The organism is Collinsella aerofaciens, from assembly GCF_028209395.1.
Lineage (GTDB): Bacteria > Actinomycetota > Coriobacteriia > Coriobacteriales > Coriobacteriaceae > Collinsella > Collinsella aerofaciens_AZ.
The window spans coordinates 58638-77381 of sequence record NZ_JAQLDQ010000001.1; the positions used below are offsets into that span (position 1 = coordinate 58638).

Genomic DNA, 18744 nt, shown 5'->3' on the forward strand with positions numbered 1-18744 from the left:
AATTAAAGAGCTCCCAGCAATGGGAGCTTTTTTGTTATGGGCCCATCACAGGGACTTGAACCTGTGAAGGAGCGAGCGTAAAGAAAACGCGGAGCGTTTTTAGCGAGCTGGCGAGGACGCCGGCAGGCGGCCGAAGCCGGTGCGGATCCGCGAAGCGGATACGCGGACGTCCTTTCGCCCGCACCATTAAATGAAAGAGCTCCCAGCAATGGGAGCTTTTTTGTTATGGGCCTCTTGTTGATGTCATGTTGCTGCTTCGTGCGGGTATCCTAGTGCCAACGTGTGCCTATCAGAGGAGAGACCATGCTGTTGTCCGGTATCATCGCCGCCCTTACCAGCCTTTTGATTCCCATCATCATCCTGTTGCTGCTGCTTCCTAACGCCTGCTATGTCGTTGAACAACAGCATGCCGTGATCATTGAGCGTCTGGGCAAGTTTAACCGCATCGTCAACGCGGGCTTCCACATGAAGGTGCCCGTGATCGACCGCAAGGCCGCCACGGTGAGTCTGCGCACCATGAAAAACGGTTTTGGCATCGACGTTAAGACCCAGGACAACGTGACCATCGGCCTTGAGGTCTCTGCTCAGTACCACGTGAGCTATGACATGGGCGCCGGCCCGGCAGATTCGGGCATCTACAAGAGCTACTATATGCTGCAGGAGCCCGTCGACCAGATGCGTGACTTCATCACCGACGCTCTGCGCTCTTCGATTCCCGTCTACACACTCGATGAGGTCTTTGCCAAGAAGGATGACATCGCCAAGGACGTTAATGCCACCGTGTCCGAGCAGATGGCTGCCTACGGCTTCACCCTCGTGTCGACACTCATCACCAAAATCGCGCTGCCGACCGAGGTCGAGAACTCCATGAACGACATCAACGCTGCCCAGCGCAAGCGCGCTGCGGCACAGGAGCTCGCTGAGGCCGACCGCATCAAGCGCGTCACCGAGGCGACCGCCGAGGCCGAGGCAATGGAAAAGGCGGGCGAGGGCATCGCCAACCAGCGCAAGGCCATCGCGCTGGGTATCAAAGATTCGCTCGAGATCATCCAAGAGACGGGTGTCGGCAATGACGAGGCCAACCAACTGTTCATGTTTACGCAGTGGTCCGAGATGATGACGGAGTTCGCTCGCACGGGTAAAACCTCGACGGTCGTGCTGCCGAGCGACTTTTCGCAGTCGGCCTCGATGTTCGAGCAGATGCTGACCGCCAGCAAAGTTCAAAACGATTCGAAGGAGTAGACGCGCATGAAATACACCGTCGTTTGCGTCGGTAAGCTCAAGGAGCGCTTTTGGAAGGACGCGTGCGCTGAGTACACCAAGCGCCTAGGTGCCTATGCCAAGGTTGATATCCGCGAGGTGGCCGATATCGACCCGGCTAAGGCGGGCGGCGTGGATGCCGCGCGCGACAAGGAGGGGGCGGCGATTCTTGCCGCCTTGCCATCTCGAGCGCATGTGATCCTGCTGGCTATCGAGGGCAAGGAGCGCTCGAGCGAGGAGTTTTCGGCGAGGCTCGACGATCTTATGCTGCGAGGCAGCAGCGACATTGCCTTTGTAATCGGCGGTTCGGACGGCGTGAGCGATGACGTGCGCGCACGAGCCGACGAGATGCTCAGCTTTGGACGTATTACCTTGCCGCATAACTTGGCGCGCGTGGTGCTGCTGGAGCAGATCTACCGCGCCTGCAAGATTAGCCGCGGCGAGCCGTATCACAAATAGGTCGGCAATACGAAACAATGGCGTGGGACAATACCTTTCGTTTTGAGGAATGTGTCTGAAAGGACTATGAGATATGAAGATTGGATTTGTCGGTTTTGGCAATATGGCGAGCGCTATGGCCGATGGCTGGATCGCTGCCGGTGTAGCTGCGAGCGACATGTGCGCCTGCGCGGGTCGCTACGACGCACTGGTTGAGCGCTGCGAGGCGCGCGGCATGGTCGCCTGCCACGATGCCGCCGAGGTTGTCGCCGCATCCGATATCGTGGTCGCTGCGGTCAAACCGTACATGATCGAGAAGGTATTCGCCCCGCTCAAGGACGCTCTTGCCAAAAAGGTCGTTCTGTCGGTTGCCTGGACCTGGGACAGTGCCAAGTGGGAGCAGGTCCTGCCGGGCGTCGCGCATATCTCGACGGTGCCCAACACGCCGGTTTCGGTGGGCGAGGGCGTCATCGCCTGCGAGAAGGCTTCGACGCTTAACGACGAGCAGCGTGCTGTGGTGCTCGACCTGCTCGGTAAGCTTGGCGCTGTCGTCGAGCTCGACACAAGCCTGCTGTTTGTGGGCGGCACGGTGGGTGGTTGCGCTCCGGCGTTTGTCGCCATGGCAATCGAGGCCCTGGGCGATGCGGCGGTCAAGCACGGTATCCCGCGTGCGGATGCTTATCGCATTGTGAGCCAGATGGTGCTGGGTACGGCAAAGCTGCAGCTTGCAACTGGCCAGCATCCTGCGGCGATGAAGGATGCCGTATGCTCGCCCGGTGGTGCCACCATCAAGGGCGTCGTTGCGCTCGAGGACGCCGGCATGCGCAGCGCCCTGGTCAAGGCAATCGACGCAACCCTCCAGTAAAACCGACCAAAAAAGGGACAGGTTTATGTTGGCAGGTTTTTCCTGCGGTTTTGTCCTTTTAGCGAAAAGTGCCCCGCAACTGGCTCAATTCCAGTTGCGAGGCACTTGCGTTTGCCCAGATAAAACCGACCAAAATAAACCTGTCCCTTTTTGGCAGGTTAGTCCCAGAAGCTGTCTTCTTCGTCCTCGGACTTGGGGCCGCGGTCGACATACATCTTATGGGTGCGCTTCTCCATTACAAAGGCAATAATCGCAAACAGCAGGATGCCGCCGGCGAAAAGGATGGCAAAACCGGTGCGGGTGCCAAACAAAAAGGAAAAAACTGCGTCCATTGGGTGCCTTCTTGCGTAGTTGAGTTGGGTCGTAAACGCTCATAAGTATATACTTGCCCATACATGTACAAGGTTGCAACCTAAATGGAATGTATATCGCCGGAGGATCTAATGCTTGATATCAAGTTTGTTCGCGAGAACCCCGATGCCATCGATGTCGCCATGGCTAACCGCCAGACGTCTTGGGATCGCGAGAAGTTCTTTGAGCTCGACGACGAGCGTCGTGCCGTCATCACCGAGGTCGAGGAACTTCAAGCCACGCGCAATGCCGAGTCCAAGAAGATCGGCGCCCTGATGAAGGAGGGCAAGAAGGACGAGGCCGAGGCCGCCAAAGAGGCCGTGCGCGCCGTCAACGAGAAAATTGACGGTCTGGCCGAGCGCCGCAACGCCCTCGAGCAGGAGCAGTACGACTTCATGGCTCACCTGCCCAACATTCCTTGCGAGGCCACGCCGTACGGCAAGGACGAGGACGAGAACATCGAACGCCGTCGTTGGGGCACCCCGCGCGAGTTCGACTTCGACTTTAAGCCGCACTGGGATCTGGGCACCGACCTCGACATCCTTGACTTCGAGCGCGGCAACAAGCTCTCCGGCAGCCGCTTCACCGTTCTCGGTGGCGCCGGCGCCCGTCTTGAGCGCGCCCTCATCAACTTCTTCCTCGATACGCACACCAGCCGTGGTTTTAAGGAGTGGTGGCCGCCCATCGTCGTCAAGCGTCAGACCATGTTCGGCACGGGCCAGCTGCCCAAGTTCGAGGACGACGCCTATCACGTCTCGGGCGACAACTTCCTGATCCCCACCGCCGAGGTCGTGCTCACCAACCTGCACGCCGGTGAGGTCCTCGACGCCGATACCCTGCCGCGCCGCTACACCGCCTTCACCCCCTGCTTCCGCGAGGAGGCCGGCTCCGCTGGTCGCGATACCCGCGGCATCATTCGCCAGCACGAGTTCGACAAGGTCGAGATGGTAAAGTTTGCCAAGCCGGAGGAGTCCGACGAGGAGCTCGAGAGCATGACCGCCGAGGCCGAGTTCCTGCTGCAGCAGCTGGGTCTTCCGTATCGCGTGATTAGCCTGTGCACCGGCGACCTGGGCTTCTCTGCCCGTCAGACCTACGACGTCGAGGTCTGGCTGCCGAGCTACAACGCCTACAAGGAGATCAGCTCCTGCTCCAACTGCGGTGACTTCCAGGCCCGTCGCGCCAACATCAAGTATCGCGACCCCGAGAACTTCAAGGGTTCGCGCTATCTGCACACCCTCAACGGTTCCGGTCTGCCGGCTGGCCGTACCATGGCAGCCATTCTGGAGAACTACCAGAACGCTGACGGCACCATTACGATCCCCGAGGTTCTGCGTCCCTACATGGGCGGCCTCGAGAAGATCGAGCCGGTCGCGTAGATTGGCTGCATAAGCGATTTGCTAGGGCACTCCTTTTTGGGGTGCCCTTTTTGTGTGCGGCCATACCATGCCGTGCGGACAGCTCAATAGAAAACACACGAACAACTGTTCTGTATACAGCCATCTACCTGCTATGCTTTTGCTAAATAAGAGCGAGAGAAAGGGGACGCGATGGAGCTGTTTGATGATCGGGTGGTTTTGTTTGAGAGCGACGAGGGCGGGGAGTACCTGCTTGTGACGTGTGAGCCGTCTGGCATGGGTGGCCTGGTGGTTCGACAGACGAGCGAGGGGCCGTTGACGCAATGGTGCTACGAGGAGTCGCCTCATGTGGTTGAGACGTTTGTGGCGCACGAGGGGCTTGTGGCCCTAGAGCATTTCTATGGGGTCCAGACATCTAATCAGGTTGCTCGCATGTTGAGCATCTCGTTTGCCGATTATGATTGTGCCCAGCGGGTGAGATCGCTCCTGAGGGAACTTGATGCTAAGTTTGACGTGATCGAAAAGCCAATCGATCGTACGGGGAATGGCGGTATATGCGGAGCAGCATGACAAGACTGCGTTCCACAAAAAAGTTTGAAATTGTGCTTGACTCCAATAAGCTAAAGTGGTTTTATATGTCTTGCGCTGCGGCGTTACCTCAGCTGGATAGAGGGTCTGACTACGAATCAGAACGTCATAGGTTCGAATCCTATACGCCGCACCAATTGAAATTGAAAGCCTCCGGCAACGGGGGCTTTTCTTTTAGGCGGACGCCGCATGGATTCGAACCTCGGTCGAGGCGCGGGCGTCAAGAAAACGCGGAGCGTTTTTAGCCCGCGGGCGAGTCCGCCGGCAGGCGGGCGAAGCCGGCGCGGATCCGCGGAGCGGATGCGCGGAATCCTATACGCCGCACCAATTGAACTTGAATCCTCCGGCAACGGGGGCTTTTCTTTTATGGCAACACCGCATGGATTCGAACCTCGGTCGAGGCACGAACAACTTAATTATCACTCCGTAAAATTTTTTCTAATTGTCGCTTGACCCATCGGGGGCTCGCGTGCATAATAATCCGTGCGTTGCGGCGTTACCTCAGCTGGATAGAGGGTCTGACTACGAATCAGAACGTCATAGGTTCGAATCCTATACGCCGCACCAACTGAACTTTAAAGCCTCCGGTAACGGAGGCTTTTCTTATATCGCGATGCGTCGAAGATCGCGCCAAGCCCTCCAAATGATTAAAAATCAAATTCGATAACTTTTTTTGAAAAAATGCTTGACCATTATTCAGTCCATGTGCATAATAATCAACAAGTCGCGGCGTTACCTCAGCTGGATAGAGGGTCTGACTACGAATCAGAACGTCATAGGTTCGAATCCTATACGCCGCACCAACTGAACTTTAAAGCCTCCGGTAACGGAGGCTTTTCTTATATCGCGATGCGTCGAAGATCGCGCCAAGCCCTCCAAATGATTAAAAATCAAATTCGATAACTTTTTTTGAAAAAATGCTTGACCATTATTCAGTCCATGTGCATAATAATCAACAAGTCGCGGCGTTACCTCAGCTGGATAGAGGGTCTGACTACGAATCAGAACGTCATAGGTTCGAATCCTATACGCCGCACCATTTGAGATTAAAGCTCCCGGCAACGGGGGCTTTTCTTTTACGTAAACACCGCATTGATTCGAACCTCGGTCGAGGCGCGGGCGTAAAGAAAACGCGAAGCGTTTTTAGCCCGCGGGCGAGCACGCCGGCAGGCGGGCGAAGCCGGTGCGGATCCGCGCAGCGGATGCGCGGAATCCTATACGCCGCACCATTTGAGATTAAAGCTCCCGGCAACGGGGGCTTTTCTTTTGCGTCAGCTTGAGTGCTTTCGTCCAAAGGGACGATTTCCTGTCGACTCGTGTAAGATTCCGAGTAGATGTCGCGACTTATTCGCGACCACTCCTTCTTCAAGCGACCGATCAGGGTGATATTTCGTGGCAGAGCGTCCGACATACAAGCTCAGGTTTCTCGATCCCAAGAAGCGCTTTCCGGCGATGCCCGAGCAGCCTGCGGGACGCTCATATGGCGTAGTCTGGAAACTCTTTGGCGAGGATCAGCATGAATCTTGTTATGTCGTCGAATTTGTTGGCAAAAGTCATGTGTCGCTTTTGGGCTACGTAAGCGTTTCGGGTGAGGTGTACAAGGTGGACCGCCCCGTCAGCGAGGCTCCGCTGCCCAACGATCCCGACATGGAACTGGTCCTTGACGAGTCGGACTCCGGTATTGGTGATATTGTGGTTCGGGGAGCCAACGGCACGATGCGCGCGTGCGCGCGAACCGTCGGCTCTCCCGAAGGCCCCATGCGCGAGCAGTCCGACCACGAGACATGGAATTCGACCCGCTCCCTTCCTTACGGCGAGTTCATGGCATCGATGTTCCTGCGCTACGTGATATTCGCTGACTCCGAAAATGCCATTGCGAGCACGGCGGACGCCGGCGGACTCGACGAGGGTATGCAAAATGTTATCGACAAGATCAAGCTCGTAAAGTTGCCCGAGCCGGTCGAGGTGTTTTTGGGCTTTAACACGGCACCGCTCCCTGATGCTATCGAGACGCTGCTTTACCGCGTTGACCATGCCGAGAATCCGAGCGGTATCGAGCGCTATGCCGCTGCCCTTATGAGTGAAATTGACTTGCCCCGCCTGCGCACCATCGCTGCCAAGTCCGAGATGAGCCTGGCTCGCATTGATCGTTCAAAGCTTTTCTATCTCAATTTTGATCGTAGCCTGCTGGACCAGGACGAGATTGACATGCTGCTTGCCATCGAGTGCCGTCTCAACCGCCTCTCCGGCATCCTTGAGCGCATCGGGGCTGGATTGGTCCCCGCGGCCTCGTCGCCGAGCCTTGAGGGCTGCGCGCTCTTTGATGCGTGGCATATCGCTAAGACGACCAACGATGTTCCTCGACTGCTCGATACGGCCTCGAGCGATAACCCGTGGGGCGAACCGGGTACGGTGGCTTGCCAGCCGGGCGGTGAGTGGGATGTGCGTACCCGCTTCGCGCGTATTGTCGAGGCGCTTAACGTGGTCACGCGGCTCGACTATACCTATCGGGCAAACGTTGCCGAGGGGATTATGCTCGTTCGGTTTGGGCAGTCTGTCGTTGATGCCATGCCGCAACGTGAATACGACGCTCAAGATGACGCCTGGCACGAGCTGGACGAGGACACGCGCACGATCTGGGCCGCGGAGCACGATGCGCGCGTGGCGCTCACGCTTGCGGCAGCGTGTTTTGCCGCGGGCACCTGCATCACGCGCTGCTATGTGCAGATTGCTGCTCCCGACAGTGAGCAGGGCGAGTGCGTTGTCGCAACGTATTTCTTTGGGCGTGCGGCCTATCTGGCCGATTGCGTGCCTGTCGCCAAGGATCTTGAGAGCATGGACATGGACGATATGCCGTGCAAGCGTGTGCTTGAGGCGTATGAGTCAACCGCTCCGGAGACGATTGAGCCGGCGGAGGTTCATGCTCGTCCGCGTGATGACCATCGCATGCTGCCGCCGGCGCTGCGCGATCTGCTGCTTGCCGATACGGCTGACGAGCTGGAGGTCATGGAAGAGGACGACGACCCATACGTGGCCCGTGTTGTTGAATTGCGCGAGCAGGCAAAAGTCGACCGTACAGGTGCTTTTGAAGGCTTTTCCCGTCTTGTCGAGGAGTTGGAGGCCAAGTGCGCCGTCGCCGAGCTTTTGGCGACAGGTCCGGTTCAAACGCAGTTTTGCGATAACCAGCTGGTGCGCATGGTGCTACCGGTGTTGGAAGAAGACCGCTCTGTGCGAATCCTTCGTGCGCCCGATGCGCTGTACTTTGCCCAGCACGAGATCTGCAGCTTTTACGCCGAGCAAGAGGACTTTGAACGAGCACTGCCCGAGGTGCGCCATCTTTACGATCTGGCGCGCTCGTCCATGCAGTCGCACTTTGCGCTCATCAACGTGCTTGCGCGTCTGGAGCGCTTTGACGAGATTATCGAGGTGGCGCGCCACGGCCTACGTATTGCCAGCGATCGTTCTGCAATCGGCTACCTGTTCTATCGCTTGGCGTTTGCCTATTGGAATTGCGATCAGCTCGAGCTCGCGTTGGCGTGCTACCGCCTCGTGCCGCGCGGCGAGGAGTCAGGTAGCAACGCGCTGGAGGAAATGCAGGGCCTTAGGAACGAGATGGGTGTCAATGAGCCGCCGACGTTCGAGGATGCGGTTGAAACCATCCGCAAGGCTGGACTCGAGCTGCCGCCGGTGTCCGCCGTGACGAATCAGCTTGCCGATGCCGCTGTGCAACTGGTCGACAACGGCTTCTTTTTCCTGGCACGCGGTTGCATCTTCCAAATGTGGCGCACCATGGGCAACGACGAGCTCGGCTCTCTCAACCGCTCGCTGGGGTAGGCGAAGCTTTCAAGGAGGAAAGGCTGCTAGGCAATTAGAAAATTTCCTCTTGCTCATCCTTGGCTGTTTGGTTACTATAGAACGGCTGTTACGGAGAGCTGACCGAGAGGCCGAAGGTGCTCGCCTGCTAAGCGAGTATGCCCCAAAAGGGCATCTGGGGTTCGAATCCCCAGCTCTCCGCCAGTATGACTTGAAAGAAGGACTCCGAAAGGGGTCCTTTTTTGTGCGAAGAACGTTGGCTGGGGATTCGAACCCGAGAGGGCACGGGCGTTAAGCAAACGCGAAAGCGTTTGTAGCCCGTGGGCGAAAAGCCGCCAGGCTTTGAAGCCGGAGGGCATGCGCAGCATGCCCGGACATCCCCAGCTCTCCGCCAGTACGAATTTGAAGAAGGGTCCCATTTGGGGCCCTTTTTATTATCAAGAATGGCGGCTGGGGATTCGAACCTCAAAAAAGGAGGCATCCTTTCGGACGCCTCCTTTCAGTGGACTTATTATTCTTGCGCCCTACACCTCGGGCGCCTTGGCGACGGTCTCGCTTTCTGCCGTGAGTGGGCGGTTGTCGATGCGACGGCCCAAGCGATCGAGCTTCACGAGTAGCCATTCAATGGGATTCGGCCCTGCGCCTTCCTCGTCGGCAACTAGGTCCATGACGGCGATCTTGGTGCCGTCCTGCTTGAGCGTGACGCTGCCCACCTTGTCGCCCACATGCACCGTGCCCGAAAGATCGTCGTAGCTAACCTTTTCGGTCACCTCGCCGGCAAGGGAAAACACGGTCGCTTGCGCCGTGGGATCGGCGAGTGTGGCGTCGATCGTCTTATCCGTCCAGTCGGTTTGACCAATGCGCGCCATAAGCGGGTTGCCGTTGGCGGTCTTTTCCTGTGTGTTGGCGATTGCGACCGTCACCTTGTGACCGTAGTACCAATTGGCAAGGGTTGCGGTATCGGTAAAGCGCTGGTCGGTGGTGGTGGAGTTCAAAACGACGGTGTAGATCTCGTCGCCGTCGCGGTTGTAGGCGCTCGTAAAGCAATAGCCCGCGTCGTCGGTGGTGCCGGTCTTGCCACCGATGTTGCCATCTTGGCCCAGCAAATAGTTATGCGTGTCCATGGAATGCGAATGGTCGGTGCCGTCGGCGCCCGTGACCTCGATCCAGGAATCCTCGCTCGCTACGACCTCGCGGATCGTGTCGTTTTTCATGGCCTCCTGCATCATCAGCGCTACGTCGTGTGCGGTTGAGTGCATATCGCCAGCCCACTCATCAAAGTCCAGACCATGCGGGTTTTCAAAAAGCGTACCGGTGCAGCCGAGCTTCTTAGCGCGCTCGTTCATGGCCTTCACAAAGGTTGCCTCGGCGTCTTTGGTCTTAGGGTCGATCTTCTTGCCCACATATTCGGCGAGCACGACGGCGGCGTCGTTGCCCGAGGGAATCATCAGGCCGCGCAGTGCCTGCTCCACGGTAAGCTCGTCGCCTTCGAGCAAGCCGGCGGTCGAATTACCCACGGTGGCTGCGGCGTTGCTCACCGTGACCTTCTCGTCCATCTTGCAATTCTCGACGGTTAGGATTGCGGTCATGACCTTGGTGATCGAGGCGATTTTGACCTGCTCATCGGCGCCGCGCCCGTAGTAGATGGTGCCGTCTTTGCCCATGACGAGCGCATTGGCCGCATCGATATCGGGCAGATTATCGGCCGTGATGCCGCGCGCATCGGCGGTTTTGCCGCAGACATTGTCGGTCGTGAGCACTTGGGCGCCGGCGACGGTGGGCACGCCAGCGGCAAGGGCGATAGCGCAGACAAAGCCGGCGGCAAGCTGGGCTGAGCGCTTTGCAAAAGAGGTGAGGGACTTCACAGATTTCGCTTTCGACGGGATGGTCTCTTCTGGAACTAGAGTATATCGTTTGCCGGTGTCGGCGATCATCGCGTGCGTGCGTGGCCCACATCCGCGCCCGAACGGACACATTGGTGCTTAAGGTCGACTTAATCGCCCGCGCTTGTTGTGTGTGGCACGCGCCGCCTCGGGCATAATGGAGCGCGAGAGGAGCACGCATGAACGAGCGCATTTTGGTAGTTGATGACGAGAAAGCCATCGCCGACCTGGTTGGTATCTACCTTACAAAAGAGGGCTTTGATGTCCAGATTGCCTACAGCGGGGCCGATGCGGCCAAGGCGATTCTGGAGCAGGAGTTTGATCTGGCGCTGCTGGATGTCATGCTGCCTGATATCGATGGGCTTGAGTTGCTGCGTACGATCCGTTCCAGCCATACCTATCCCGTGATCATGCTGACGGCACGCGATGCCCAGCAGGATAAGATCGAGGGGCTCTCGCTTGGCGCAGACGATTATGTGGTCAAGCCGTTCCGTCCGCTGGAGCTCATCGCGCGCGTGCACGCTCAGCTTCGTCGTTATACCAGCTACGGCAGCCGCGCACAGGCGGCCGAGTCGCCGATCATCCAGCTCGACGGCCTCGAGATCAACCGCGACGCCCGCTCTGTGACGGTGGACGGTGCGCCGGTGCGCCTCACGCCCATCGAGTATTCCATCTTGCTGTATCTGGTTGAGCATCGCGGCAGCGTGGTAGCCGTGGAGGACCTGTTCCGCGCGGTGTGGAACGAGGACTTTATGCCCGGCTCCAACAATACGGTTATGGTGCACATTCGCCATCTGCGCGAAAAGATCGGCGACGACGCTCAAAAGCCGCGCTTTATCAAAAACGTCTGGGGCGTCGGCTACATAATCGAATAACGCCTTTGATGGCGGGGGAGTAGATATGACAAAAGACGATAGGCGGGCATTCGAGGTACCCGATCGACTCTTTGAATACGTAAGGGCGGTCGTTGACAACCGTGCGTTAGCGACGGTGCTGCTCTTTTTGCTGAGTCTGCTGCTCATCGGCATCGACAATATCGTTGGCATCCTGGCAGTTCTACTCATTGGCTTTTTGCTGATTGATCGATTCGAAATCGTTCGCCGCTGTGTGGTGATCGGCGGCGCCGCGTGGACAATTACGTTGGCGATCGGGTCCATGGCGCTTGGCGGTATTGGCGAGCCCGTATTCTTTGACGCCGGCTTTGTGTTCAACATGCTTGGATTTGTGCTGGCGCTTGCCGTGTGCGTCCTGTTCTTCTGCGGACGCGCCCTGTACTACCAGGGTTACGAGCAGGGCGAGCTGCACGCCGACCGCGTGATTGCCGCCCGCATTCAGGACCGTCTGATCGATAACCCCGACACATGGGACAACATTGACGGCGACTTCCTCGAGGTCGAGGGCGCGCTCAACCGGGCGCGCGATTGCGAGCGTAGGGTTCAACAAGCCCTGCGTGACGAATCCCACCGCAAAGATGACCTGGTGACGTACCTGGCGCACGACCTGCGCACGCCGCTCGCCAGCGTGGTGGGCTACCTTTCGCTCTTGCAGGAGGCCCCCGATTTGCCGCTTGAGCAGCGCACACGTTTTACGGGCGTGGCACTCGACAAGGCCCACCGGCTCGATGCGCTCATCGAGGAGTTCTTCGACATCACGCGCTTTGATTTCCACGATATCGTGCTCACCCGCAGCTACGTCGATTTGGGGCTCTTACTGGCACAGGTGGCCGACGAGTTCTATCCCATTCTCAACGAACAGCATAAAGAAGCCCAGGTTGATATCTGCGAGGATCTGACGGTGCTCGTGGACGGCGACAAGATGGCTCGCGTATTCAACAACATCATGAAAAACGCCGTTGCCTATAGCTATGAAGGCTCGATGATCACGATTGAGGCCAGACGTTTGGGTAACGGCGGCGTGCGCGTACGATTTATAAACCAGGGCGATCCGATCCCTGAGCCAAAGCTCAAGGTGATCTTTGAGAAGTTCTATCGCCTGGATGCGGCGCGTGCGACCAATCGCGGCGGCGCTGGGCTGGGTCTCGCCATCGCCAAGGAGATTGTATGCGCGCATGGCGGCACCATCGCGTGCGAATCGACGCCCGAGCATACCGTTTTTACCATCGAGCTGCCCGCCGCGTAGCGTAGGCGCCCTTACAAACACCTGACAATGCGCTCACGTACGTATGAGCCGCGGTTTCTACTATCGATACTGCTGAATTGATATCGACGTGGAGGTATGCGGTATGACGGCTGGTGTGGCTATGGAGCCCACGGAGCTCGAGGAGCTAATGGAGGCGCGAGCCGAGGCTGCGCACGAGCGCGAAGTCGGAGACGCGACGCGCCCAACGGCGCAGGACCTTGCCGCCTCGCCGACGCGCATCGACGTCGAGGGCCTCGACCTGTTCTATGGCGATCACCATGCGCTCAAGGACGTGAATATCAAGATCCGCGACAAGCAGATCACTTCGTTCATCGGGCCTTCGGGCTGCGGAAAGTCCACGTTGCTGCGCTGCTTTAACCGCATGAACGACGGCATCAAGGATTGCCGCATCGAGGGCAAGATTGCGCTCGATGGTCAAGATATCCTGGGCGATTGCGACATCTGCCGTTTGCGCCAGCGCGTGGGCATGGTGTTCCAACGCCCCAACCCATTTCCCATGAGCATCTACGACAACGTCGCCTACGGTCCTCGCGGTATGGGAGTGCGCGACCGCGCCGTGCTCGATGAGCTGGTCGAGGACTCCCTGCGTCGCGCTGCCCTGTGGGACGAGGTCAAGGACAAGCTCAAAGAGTCGGGTCTGGGTCTTTCGGGCGGCCAGCAGCAGCGTCTGTGCATCGCCCGCGCACTTGCCGTGCAGCCCGACATTCTGCTGATGGACGAGCCGACCTCGGCACTCGACCCTGTGTCGACGCTGGTGGTGGAGCAGCTGGCCTGCGAGCTCAAAGAGACCTGCACGCTCGTGGTCGTTACGCACAATATGCAGCAGGCGGCGCGTATCTCCGATTCGGTCGCATTCTTTTTGCTGGGTGAGCTGGTGGAGCACGCGCCCACCGCGCAACTCTTCAAGAATCCGACCGATCCGCGCACGGCGGATTATTTGACGGGGCGTTTTGGCTGATACCATCTAGTAAAGGTACCTTTAGGGTTAAGATGCGGTCATGCCGGCCGCAAAGGGGTTCAACATGATCTATTACGTCGAGGACGATGACAGCATCAGGGATTTGACGGTCTATGCGCTGCGCAAGCAGGGAATCGAGGCCGAAGGCTTTTCGTGCGACGGTGAGTTTAAGGCTGCTGTGGCGCGACGGGTACCCGATGCCGTCCTGCTCGACATCATGCTGCCCGATACCGATGGCTTGGCGATTATGCGTCGACTGCGTGCCGATCGCCTGACGGCGACGGTGCCCATCATGATGCTTACCGCCAAGGATACCGAGCTCGACAAGGTGATGGCGCTCGATGGCGGTGCCGACGATTACCTGACTAAGCCGTTTTCGCTCATGGAGCTCGCCAGCCGCTGCCGCGCACTGCTGCGTCGCGGCGGCATGGTCAAGCAGGCGAGTGATGTGCTTAGCGTGGGCGACATCGTGCTCTCGCCCAGTCATCGCGAGGTGACCGTTGCCGGCGAGCCGCTTAAGCTCACCCTGCGCGAGTTCGACTTGCTCGAGTACCTCATGCGCAAGCCCGGCGTGGTCTTTTCCCGCGAGTCGTTGCTGCAGAGCGTGTGGGGCTGGGACTTCGACGGCGGTTCGCGCACCGTTGACGTGCACGTGCAGACGCTTCGCCAAAAACTGGGCGAGCATGCCGGCGCCATCGAGACGGTGCGCGGCGTGGGCTATCGCCTGGCCGAGCCTTCTGCCGACGACGGAAGCGAAGACGCAGATCCCGTAGCTGCCGCATCGGAGGAGTAGCCCGTGGTCTTCGCCCCCCATGGAAAACATACGCTGTCGCACCGCGTTTTTGTGACGATCTTTGTCTGCGCCATGGCGGTTATCGTGGCGTTTACGGTGCTGGGTGCGTTCTTTGTGCAAAACACCTTGGCGGATGCCACGAGTGCCAATCTGGCGCAGGAAACCGAGCTCATTGCTGCCGCCCTCGACGAGCAGCAGGAGCCCATCCCGTTCTTGCGTAGCCTCGATCGCGAGGACTTGCGCATCACGCTGATTAACAAGGATGGATCGGTTGCCTACGACAACGAGGCGTCGCCTTCCACATTGCCCAACCACGGCGATCGCCCCGAGGTCATCGAGGCCTTTGAGAATGGTTCGGGTTCCGCGGAGCGCGCAAGCTCTACGCTCGACGAGATTATGCTGTATCGCGCCGTCGCCCTTGATAACGGCCAGGTTGTCCGCTTGGCACAGGCCCAGCCTGGCGTTGCGGCGATTTTGCTGTCGATGGTGGCGCCGATGCTGCTTATCGCGGCAGCGGGTGCGGTACTCTCGTTTTTTATGGCGCGCCGCGAGTCCCGTGCCATCATCGCGCCTTTGCAAGAGGTGGATTTGGACCACCCACGCCGTAGCTATGAGCACGCCTATGCCGAGATGGTCCCCATGCTTGAGCGTATCGAGTCGCAGCGCCAGGAGCTCAAGCGCCAAATGGCGGTGCTAGCGGACAACGACCGTATGCGCCGCGAGTTCACGGCGAATATCACTCATGAGCTCAAGACGCCGCTTACGGCGATTTCGGGCTATGCCGAGCTCATCGCAAACGGCATGGTCGAGGGCGAGGACGACCTGCGCAACTTTGGCGGTCGCATCTATCGTGAGGCGGGCCGCTTGGCAGCGCTCGTCAACGACATCCTTACGCTGTCTAACTTGGACGAGGCCGAGCGTGCAACTGAGGGCGAGACGGTGCCCATTGGGTCCACGGAGCCTATTGAGCTCTCGCGCGCCGTCTATGCGGTTGAGCAGCGTCTTGAACAGGTCGCCCGTCAGGCGAATGTGACGATAAGTCATGAGACCAAGCCTGTGGTCATCGAGGGCGTGTCGCGCTTGATTGACGAGCTCATCTATAATCTGGCAAGCAACGCCATCCGCTACAATCGACCCGGCGGTACGGTTACGCTGCAGTGCGGCACCAACGACGAAGGCCATCCGTTCCTTGCGGTCGCCGACACGGGAATCGGTATCGCGCCTGAAGAACAGGGCAAGGTATTTGAGCGGTTCTATCGCGTGGACAAGAGTAGGTCCAAGGCGCGCGGCGGAACCGGTCTGGGGCTTGCCATTGTCAAGCATGCGGCCCTGTATCATCACGCCACGCTCGATCTGTCGAGCGAGTTGGGCGTGGGAACCACCATTACGGTGACGTTTCCCATACAGCAGGACGAGCCATTCGCATAGCGATACAACATAGGTATTGATGCAGACGCCGCATTTGACTTTCGGGTGCGGCGTTGTTGTGCAATTTTACGATTGCTTCCGACATTTTTACAGGAGAGCCTGTTTCTTATGTATAGAGTTTGGTCTCGGTAAAAAGATGCGATAACATACGGACAGTTTTGTCAATCCGAACTGGGGAAATGAAAGGCAAGCTGCATGACCCTTCTCGAACTGTTCCAGCTGCTGAAGAAGCACCTCAAGCTGGTCATCACCCTTCCGGTGGTCTGCGCGATCGCCATGGGCATCGTGTCCTTCGTTGCGATGGACAACACCTATACCGCGACGACGAGCATGTACATTCTCGCCAAGACCGACGATAGCGGTCAGATGAGCTACAACGATCTCTCGGCGAGTCAGATGCTTTCCAACGATATCGCCACGCTGCTGGATAGTGATAGCGTTAAGAGCGGCGCAGCCAATGAACTGGGCCTCACCGATCTGGATGACTACAAGGTGTCTGTTTCCTCCGAGACCACCACGCGTGTCATTACGCTTTCGGTTACCGGCACCGATGCCAAGGAGACGGCTAAGGTCGCAAAGGCCATGGCCAGCTCGGTGAGTACGGTCGCTCAGAACGTCGGCGCTGCCCAGAGCATCAACGTTATCGACGAGGCTAAGACCCCCGAAGCCCCCAGCGGTCCCAAGCGTATGCTGTACGTTGCTGTCGCGTTCCTCGCGGGCATCTTTATCGCAGTTGCCTATGTCGTTTTGGCAGACATGCTCAACACCCGCATCCGCGGTGCCGAAGAGGCAGAAGAGCTCCTGGGCATTCCCGTTGTTGGCCGAATTCCGGCTATGAAAGGTGGTAAATAGGCATGGCTAAGGCAAAGAACACCGATAAACTCGTTGTACAGAATGCCGCCAAGACCCTTCTGGCCAACATCCGCTTTGCGAGCGTGGACGACCCCATTCGCACCATCACCGTTACCTCCTCGATTCCCAACGAGGGCAAGTCTACGGTTTCCATTAACCTTGCTCAGGCAATCGCCACGAGCGGCAAGTCCGTGCTTCTGGTCGAGGCCGATATGCGCCGCAGGTCCCTTTCCGATATGCTCGGCGTTCGTTCGCGCGGCGGACTCTATGCGGTCCTTTCCGAGCAGATCTCCATTGACCAGGCAATTGTCGAGACGGGTCAGAAGAACTTCTACTTCCTCGATGCCGAGCCGCATATTCCCAATCCTGCCGACATCATCGTCTCTCACCGCTTTGCCAAGCTGGTAAAGGCGCTGTCCGCCAAGTTCCAGTACGTCATCTTTGATGCTCCCCCGGTCGGCACCTTCATCGATGCTGCCGAGATTGCCAGCCTGACCGACGGCACGCTGTTCGTGGTGCGTGAGGATTTCACCAAGCGCGAGGAGGCGCTCAACGCCATCGGTCAGCTAAAAAAGTCCGAGAAGGTCAAGCTCATCGGTACCGTTATGAACTACTGCGAGACCGAGACCAGCGAGTACTACTACTCCTACTACACCAAGGACGGTAAGAAGGTGAAGAAGGGCTCCGACGATCAGGGGACTTCCAAAAAGGGCATCTTCACCAACCGAGCAAACGTTTAGTTGATTAAGGCTGACCTATGCGTGACATTCATTGCCATATCTTGCCGGGTGTAGACGACGGCGCCGCCGATCTCGATGAGAGCTTGGCGATGCTCGAGGCTGCCAAGCGGGCTGGTGTAACCAGAATTGTTTGCACTCCTCACTGCCGTGATCCCTATTTTGATTACGACAAGATGTGGGATGCCTTTGAGCTGCTGCGCGATAACGCTGACGGTTTTCCGCTCCAGATGGGCTTCGAGGTCAACCATCGAAAGCTCGTTGAGCTTGGTATCGATGCCGCGGAGCACTTGCATTTCGATGGGACCAACGAGTTTCTGCTCGAGCTTTCGACGCATGCCGATGCGTATGCGTTTAGAGAGTACGAGAACACGATTTACGATTTGCAGTGCCGTGGCTACCAGGTGATCATCGCTCATCCTGAGCGCTATCGTGCGGTTCAAAAGGATGTAAGCGTGGCGGAGCGCCTGGTCGATATGGGCTGCAAGCTGCAGGCTTCGGCGGACTTTATTGCCGGCGGTCGCTTTGGTCGCGAGAAAAAGCCGGCACAGCGCCTGTTCGATCAGAACCTGTACAGCTTCATCGCGAGCGATGCCCATAACGTGGGTCATTACGATTGCCTGGCGAAGGCTCGCGCGAAGTTTAGCGTGCGCGGAGCTCATTTTCGCTAAAATCTGTCCCTAACGTTCGCATTGAATGAAAGGGCAGCCATGGATATCCAACTTAAGACGGGATGCTTTGATGACGCGGCGTTGGTGCGCCGCGTCATTTTTATGGACGAGCAGGGCTACGAGAATGAGTTCGACGCTATCGACGAGGATCCGAACTGCATTCATGTGACGCTCTATGTAGACGGCGAGCTTGCCGGTTGCTCGCGCGTGTTTCCCGAAGAGCTTGAGCGCGCGGCTGACGCAGAGGCTCCGGTGTCGCCGGCGTGCGACATGGACGAAGGCGTTGCGGCGGGGGAGACCTACATTATGGGGCGCGTCGCCGTGCTGCCGGCTATGCGTCGTCGCGGACTGGCGGGTACGATCGTCGAGGCCAGTGCTTCGTGTGCACGCGATGCCGGCGCTAAGCTTATTAAGCTGCATGCGCAGGAATACGTGCTGCCGCTCTATGCAAAGGCGGGCTACACGCAAATTGCCCCGGTAGATTACGAAGACGAGGGCCAGCCCCATGTCTGGATGGCCAAGCGCGTAGATGGCAGATAGGGACGTTCCTTTTCTGCCGGCACTTGGGGACGCTCCTTGGCAATTGGCGCAT

General features: G+C 58.2%; 17 protein-coding genes and 5 tRNA genes. 20 read left to right on the forward strand and 2 right to left on the reverse strand.

Annotated elements, in window-relative coordinates:
* Positions 1-303: 303 nt before the first annotated feature.
* From PMW67_RS00245 to proC, 3 genes are all read left to right on the forward strand, one after another.
* Entirely contained in the window at positions 304-1242 is a 939-nt protein-coding gene (locus PMW67_RS00245; protein ID WP_161145121.1) for an SPFH domain-containing protein, read from the forward strand.
* Between the two features lie 6 nt (positions 1243-1248).
* Positions 1249-1719, forward strand: a complete 471-nt coding sequence (gene rlmH / locus PMW67_RS00250; protein WP_117563694.1) for a 23S rRNA (pseudouridine(1915)-N(3))-methyltransferase RlmH — start codon at positions 1249-1251, stop codon at positions 1717-1719.
* 73 nt (positions 1720-1792) lie between these two features.
* Entirely contained in the window at positions 1793-2563 is a 771-nt protein-coding gene (gene proC / locus PMW67_RS00255; RefSeq protein WP_089572672.1) for a pyrroline-5-carboxylate reductase, read from the forward strand.
* A gap of 158 nt (positions 2564-2721) precedes the next feature.
* Here the strand turns inward: proC and PMW67_RS00260 are convergent, their stop codons facing one another.
* The gene (locus PMW67_RS00260; protein WP_168170424.1) at positions 2722-2895 is read right to left on the reverse strand and encodes a DUF6724 family protein; all 174 of its coding nucleotides are present in this window, start codon (positions 2893-2895) and stop codon (positions 2722-2724) included.
* 111 nt (positions 2896-3006) lie between these two features.
* On the opposite strand from PMW67_RS00260, the gene serS reads away from it, so the two are divergent.
* From serS to PMW67_RS00300, 8 genes are all read left to right on the forward strand, one after another.
* Entirely contained in the window at positions 3007-4290 is a 1284-nt protein-coding gene (serS, locus tag PMW67_RS00265; protein ID WP_253056749.1) for a serine--tRNA ligase, read from the forward strand.
* A 171-nt stretch (positions 4291-4461) separates the two neighbouring features.
* Positions 4462-4839: a hypothetical protein gene (locus tag PMW67_RS00270; protein ID WP_117645937.1), complete on the forward strand. Its 378-nt coding sequence runs from the start codon at positions 4462-4464 to the stop codon at positions 4837-4839.
* Positions 4840-4916: 77 nt separating this feature from the next.
* Positions 4917-4993: transfer RNA gene (locus tag PMW67_RS00275), tRNA-Arg, on the forward strand.
* Between the two features lie 354 nt (positions 4994-5347).
* Positions 5348-5424, forward strand: a tRNA-Arg gene (locus PMW67_RS00280).
* Between the two features lie 159 nt (positions 5425-5583).
* Positions 5584-5660, forward strand: a tRNA-Arg gene (locus PMW67_RS00285).
* A gap of 159 nt (positions 5661-5819) precedes the next feature.
* Positions 5820-5896, forward strand: a tRNA-Arg gene (locus tag PMW67_RS00290).
* Between the two features lie 353 nt (positions 5897-6249).
* Positions 6250-8691 carry a tetratricopeptide repeat protein gene (locus PMW67_RS00295; protein WP_271738466.1) on the forward strand — a complete coding sequence of 814 codons (2442 nt, stop codon included), beginning with the start codon at positions 6250-6252 and terminating at the stop codon, positions 8689-8691.
* Positions 8692-8783: 92 nt separating this feature from the next.
* Positions 8784-8874: transfer RNA gene (locus tag PMW67_RS00300), tRNA-Ser, on the forward strand.
* A 320-nt stretch (positions 8875-9194) separates the two neighbouring features.
* On the opposite strand, the gene PMW67_RS00305 is transcribed toward PMW67_RS00300, so the two are convergent.
* A complete protein-coding gene (locus PMW67_RS00305) occupies positions 9195-10535 on the reverse strand; it encodes a D-alanyl-D-alanine carboxypeptidase family protein (protein WP_253056745.1) in 1341 nt (446 codons plus the stop codon).
* A gap of 197 nt (positions 10536-10732) precedes the next feature.
* Here PMW67_RS00305 and PMW67_RS00310 point away from each other — a divergent pair, with 197 nt between their 5' ends.
* From PMW67_RS00310 to PMW67_RS00350, 9 genes are all read left to right on the forward strand, one after another.
* Positions 10733-11428 carry a response regulator transcription factor gene (locus PMW67_RS00310; RefSeq protein ID WP_271738467.1) on the forward strand — a complete coding sequence of 232 codons (696 nt, stop codon included), beginning with the start codon at positions 10733-10735 and terminating at the stop codon, positions 11426-11428.
* A gap of 25 nt (positions 11429-11453) precedes the next feature.
* Positions 11454-12692, forward strand: coding sequence for a sensor histidine kinase (locus PMW67_RS00315; protein WP_118256229.1), 1239 nt, complete (start codon positions 11454-11456; stop codon positions 12690-12692).
* Positions 12693-12795: 103 nt separating this feature from the next.
* Entirely contained in the window at positions 12796-13671 is an 876-nt protein-coding gene (pstB, locus tag PMW67_RS00320) for a phosphate ABC transporter ATP-binding protein PstB (protein WP_271738468.1), read from the forward strand.
* Positions 13672-13735: 64 nt separating this feature from the next.
* Positions 13736-14464 (forward strand): response regulator transcription factor, encoded by a 729-nt coding sequence (locus tag PMW67_RS00325; protein ID WP_271738469.1) that lies wholly within the window; start codon positions 13736-13738, stop codon positions 14462-14464.
* A gap of 3 nt (positions 14465-14467) precedes the next feature.
* A complete protein-coding gene (locus tag PMW67_RS00330) occupies positions 14468-15892 on the forward strand; it encodes a sensor histidine kinase (RefSeq protein WP_138339718.1) in 1425 nt (474 codons plus the stop codon).
* 195 nt (positions 15893-16087) lie between these two features.
* Positions 16088-16744: a YveK family protein gene (locus PMW67_RS00335; protein WP_117770434.1), complete on the forward strand. Its 657-nt coding sequence runs from the start codon at positions 16088-16090 to the stop codon at positions 16742-16744.
* Positions 16745-16746: 2 nt separating this feature from the next.
* Positions 16747-17484 carry a CpsD/CapB family tyrosine-protein kinase gene (locus PMW67_RS00340; RefSeq protein WP_055309657.1) on the forward strand — a complete coding sequence of 246 codons (738 nt, stop codon included), beginning with the start codon at positions 16747-16749 and terminating at the stop codon, positions 17482-17484.
* A 17-nt stretch (positions 17485-17501) separates the two neighbouring features.
* A complete protein-coding gene (locus PMW67_RS00345; RefSeq protein ID WP_022094060.1) occupies positions 17502-18152 on the forward strand; it encodes a tyrosine-protein phosphatase in 651 nt (216 codons plus the stop codon).
* Between the two features lie 39 nt (positions 18153-18191).
* Positions 18192-18692, forward strand: a complete 501-nt coding sequence (locus tag PMW67_RS00350) for a GNAT family N-acetyltransferase (RefSeq protein ID WP_271738470.1) — start codon at positions 18192-18194, stop codon at positions 18690-18692.
* The last annotated feature ends 52 nt before the right edge of the window (positions 18693-18744 follow it).